The organism is Veillonella sp., assembly GCF_019414865.1.
Lineage (GTDB): Bacteria > Bacillota > Negativicutes > Veillonellales > Veillonellaceae > Veillonella.
This window is the reverse complement of record NZ_DXLG01000122.1, coordinates 1-4,641: the sequence shown is the minus strand read 5'-3', so window position 1 is coordinate 4,641 and position 4,641 is coordinate 1. Positions and strand designations below refer to the sequence as shown.

The window sequence follows — 4,641 nt, the reverse complement described above, 5'->3', positions numbered from 1 at the left end:
TATATTTCTATTCAAAACTATATGGTACCTAACTCATATATTTCATAATTACTCTAAAAACATATAGCTTTATCTAGTATTCGCAAAAGAGATACACCATTCAAAATCATCATATAAGTCGCCCTAAATAGAATATAGCTATATTTACTACTATATCGATAAAATTAAGCATACTATATCCATAAATTTCTAAATGTCAATATTGAATGTATAGATTTTTTTCGCTATAATCGTAACATAATGTATAAGCTTAATAAGAAAACTACCATATATTGTAGTTTTCTTATTTTTCTGATTAGACTTAACTTAAAGATATTTTATACTTTTCAGTCTAATCTTATATATGCTTAGATTAACAGTTTTATTACTTTTAAACTCAAGGGGAACAGTAATGGAGATTATGATCAAGAAACGGGATGGCCATTTCGAGCCTTTATCCGTTGAAAAAACGAAACGTATGATTGCCTTCGCGTGTTTGGGGTTAGATTCTTGTGATCCACTAGAATTGGAAATGGATGCGAAATTACAATTCGTTGATGGTATGACTACTAAAGAGATTCAAAAAACTTTAGTACAAACAGCTATCGAAAAGGTTATCTCTAAAAAAGACGATGGCTTCGGCAACCAAGTTAATAAAATGAACCAAGATTGGCAATTCGTAGCGGCTCGTCTCTTCTTATTCGATCTCTATAAAGAAGCGGCTATCACTCGTCGCTATAAAGCGTTCGGCTATGGTAACTTCCCAAATCTTGTACACATGCTTGTAAAAGAGAAAAAATACGCTGACTTCTTCGTTACTGAATATACAGCTGACGAATTGCAAGAATTAGGCGATTACATCAAGCCTAAACGAGACTATCTCTTCAACTATGAAGGTCTTAAATTATTAGCTGACCGTTATTTGGTAAAAGGCTTCAACAAAGAAATCTACGAATTGCCACAAGAACGTTTCATGGCTATCGCTATGCACTTGGCATTAGTAGAAGGCGAAAATAAAGTAAAATATGCTAAGAAATTCTACGACTTGATGAGCCAATTAAAAATGACAACAGCTACACCTACATTGGCAAATGCTGGTACACCATTCCATCAATTGTCCTCTTGCTTCATCTCTGGTGTAGATGACAACTTATGGTCCATTTACGACGTAAACAGCAAGTTCTCCCGCGTATCTAAACACGGTGGCGCTCTTGGTATCTACCTTGGTAAAGTTCGCGCATTGAACTCTGATATTCGCGGTTTCAAAAACTCCTCTGGTGGCGTTATTCCTTGGATTCGCTTGTACAACGATACAGCTGTTGCAGTAGACCAATTGGGCAAACGTAAAGGTGGCGCTACAGTAACACTTGATATTTGGCATAAAGACTTCTACGAATTTGTAGAACTTCGTACAAATAATGGTGATGACCGTCGTAAAGCACACGATATCTTCCCTGCTATCTCTGTTCCAAACATCTTCATGGAGCGTATGATTGCTCGTGAAAACTTCACCCTCTTCGATCCTCATGAAATCTTAGCTGTAAAAGGTTATGCCTTAGAAGACTACTACGATACTGATGACAATAAGGAATTCTCAAAACGTTACCTTGAATGTGAACAAGATCCTAACTTACACGGTATCGAAGTACCAGCATTAGACATGATGAAAAAAATCATGCGCTCCGCTGTTGAAACTGGTACACCGTTCATCTTCTTCCGCGATACTGTAAACGCTGCAAACCCTAACAAACATGCAGGTATGATTTACGCATCCAACTTGTGCCACGAAATCGCACAAAACGTTGGTTTCACTAATCTTGCTGAAGAAATTATCAACGAAGACGGTACTATCACTACGAAAACAAATACAGGTGACATGGTTACATGTAACTTGAACTCCATCAGCCTTGGCCGTATTACTGACGAAGAGTTAGAAGAAAATATTGCCCTTCAAATTCGAATGCTAGACAATGTTATCTCTATCAACCAAGCGCCAGTGCCAGAGTCTCGTATGACATCTGATAAATACCGCGCTATTGGTCTTGGTACTTCTGGTTATCACCACTACCTTGTAAACCACGATATCCAATGGGAATCTGATGAGCACATCGAAGTTGCGGACAAATTGTTCGAAAACATCGCCTACTATGCTATCAAAGCTTCCATGGAATTGGCTAAAGAAAAAGGTGCGTACCCTGCATTTAAAGGTTCCGAATGGGAAACTGGTGAATACTTCACACGTCGTGGCTATACATCTGATCGTTGGAAACAATTGGCGGCAGACGTTGCTAAATACGGTATCCGTAATGGTTACTTGATGGCTGTAGCGCCTACTGGTTCTACTTCCAACATTGCGAACACTACAGCTGGTATCGACCCAATCTTCAAAAAATTCTTCATCGAAGAAAAGAAAGGTTCTTTCACACCAAAAACTGCACCAGATTTGAACAACAAAACATTCTGGCTCTACAAAGAAGCGCATACAATCGACCAACAATGGTCTATCAAAGCTTGTGGCGTACGTCAACGTCATATTGACCAAGCACAATCTTTCAACTTGTATATCACACCTCAAATGAAGGCGAAAGAAATTCTAGACCTTTATGTTGAGGCCTATAAACAAGGTATCAAAACAATCTACTATATCCGTAACCAATCCCTTGAAATGGATGAGTGCACAAGCTGCTCCTCCTAATACGAGATGTGTATATAAGTCTGATGACGACCTATCGCAGTATAGGTCGCATCGTTGTATAAAGGAGTCCTACTATGGAGAAAAAACTGATTTTCAACGAACATGGTGAACGTGGCACGCAATCTATGATTGGCGGCAACACAACAAACCTTCGCGAATGGAACCGTATCAAGTACGACTGGGCTAACCAAATGTACCGCACAATGCTCAACAACTTCTGGATTCCTGAAGAGATTTCCTTGAACGAAGACGTTAAGCAATTCCCATACTTAACAGATTACGAACGCCGTGCATTCGATAAAATCATTGCGTTCTTGAACTTCCTTGATTCCATTCAATCTGAAAACTTGCCTAACTTGAGCCGTTATATTACAGCCTCTGAAGTGGCATCCTTATTGAATATCCAAGCATTCCAAGAAGAAATTCACGCTCAAAGTTATTCCTACATTTTGGATACTGTAACGAACCCTATTACACGTGACAAAATTTATGACGAATGGCGTACAGATAAAACATTGCTTGAACGTAACCGTTTCATCGCCGATGCATATCAACGGTTTAGCGATGATCCTAGCGAAGCAAACCTTATTCACACAATCATTGCAAACTATATCTTAGAAGGTATTTACTTCTACTCTGGCTTTAGCTTCTTCTACACATTGGCACGCCAAGGTAAAATGACAGCTACATCTACAATCTTCAAATACATTAACCGCGACGAAGTAACTCACCTTGTATTGTTCCAAAACATCATCCGCGAGTTACGTCGTGAACGCCCTGACTTGTTCACTCCTGAACTAGAAGCGAAAATCACTGACATGATTCGTCAAGGTGCAGAAAATGAAATCGCATGGGGTCAATACATCACTGATGATAAAATCCTCGGCCTTAACAATGTTCTTATCGAACGCTATATCAAATACCTTGCCAATATCCGCTTAGAAGCAATCGGCTTGCCTCATCTATATCCTGAAATCAAGGATAATCCAATGGAATGGATCGAAAGCTTCTCCAACTTGAATAGTACAAAAACAGACTTCTTCGAAGCAAAAGTTACAAACTATACAAAAGCAGCGGCATTCGATTTTGATGATTTAGAATAGTAACAAAAAAGATAAAAGAAAAAGTGATTCTCCCATCGTGAGAATCACTTTTTTTTCTTTATAAAGGTTATTCAATTAATAACTGTTAGCCAGCTGTATATGGGCCGAATCGACCTGCAAATAGGTAGGAACCCATTTTACCAAGTTTGGCAGCAAAGAAAGAAGCCACGAGACCTAAAACAATCATAATCCATGCGTTATCAGCATTCACACCGTCAGCGATAGCGATGTAGGCTTGTGCACAGGAAAGAATAAAGTAGATAATGGTTAAGTAAATCTTTGCTTTAGGGATTTTAGATGTTCCTGTTTTGTAACGTAATTTACTACCAAAATAACCAGAAATACCACCAATGATAACGAGAAGTGGTAAAATCATAGCTGCTAATGAAATTGCAGAGAATAATACATTGGAAATAGATGGAATCAACAAAGCAATAACAGGTACTAAGAAAGAAGCTACTGTTGCTACGATTGGGAAATGTACCGCAATTGGATGAAAATGAAAATCTAGCAATTTTTCGCGTGTTGGATTAATGCGACGTGGTTTGTAATCCATCCAAACTGTTGGAGGGAAACCACATGCTGGACAAGGTTGATCCCTGTACTTAGCTTCCTCAATATATCCGCATACACGGCAAATTATCCAGTCTGTACCTTGATCAGGTGTTGGTTTAGCTGCGGTAGAACTTGTTGCTGCCGTAGCTGCTTTTTGTTCTGCTGTCATAATGAAATCTCCTTACTCAAGAAATTCTATGCAATCAAATAACGATTATTATTTATACACCTATATTATATCATAATTCTCTAAGTAAACAGTAAAATTTATATACTTATTTATAAATTAAATATATTGTTGTACATATG

At 38.2% G+C, this 4,641-nt stretch carries 3 protein-coding genes; 2 read left to right on the top strand and 1 reads right to left on the bottom strand.

Translation table 11 applies throughout. The features are described from left to right. The first annotated feature begins 391 nt into the window (after window positions 1-391). Both QZ334_RS07020 and QZ334_RS07015 read left to right on the top strand, forming a co-directional pair. Window positions 392-2,674, top strand: coding sequence for a ribonucleoside-diphosphate reductase subunit alpha (locus QZ334_RS07020; protein WP_295233117.1), 2,283 nt, complete (start codon window positions 392-394; stop codon window positions 2,672-2,674). Window positions 2,675-2,748: 74 nt separating this feature from the next. Beyond that, the gene (locus tag QZ334_RS07015; protein WP_005385256.1) at window positions 2,749-3,777 is read left to right on the top strand and encodes a ribonucleotide-diphosphate reductase subunit beta; all 1,029 of its coding nucleotides are present in this window, start codon (window positions 2,749-2,751) and stop codon (window positions 3,775-3,777) included. An 85-nt stretch (window positions 3,778-3,862) separates the two neighbouring features. Here the strand turns inward: QZ334_RS07015 and QZ334_RS07010 are convergent, their stop codons facing one another. After that, the gene (locus QZ334_RS07010) at window positions 3,863-4,501 is read right to left on the bottom strand and encodes a hypothetical protein (protein WP_024065613.1); all 639 of its coding nucleotides are present in this window, start codon (window positions 4,499-4,501) and stop codon (window positions 3,863-3,865) included. Window positions 4,502-4,641: the final 140 nt, after the last annotated feature.

What these genes read in the sequence shown, in the direction of transcription:
- QZ334_RS07020 (WP_295233117.1), top strand. Translation starts at nt 392, where the DNA reads ATGGAGATTATGATCAAGAAACGGGATGGCCATTTCGAGCCTTTATCC.
- QZ334_RS07015 (WP_005385256.1), top strand. Translation starts at nt 2,749, where the DNA reads ATGGAGAAAAAACTGATTTTCAACGAACATGGTGAACGTGGCACGCAA.
- QZ334_RS07010 (WP_024065613.1), bottom strand. Translation starts at nt 4,501, where the DNA reads ATGACAGCAGAACAAAAAGCAGCTACGGCAGCAACAAGTTCTACCGCA.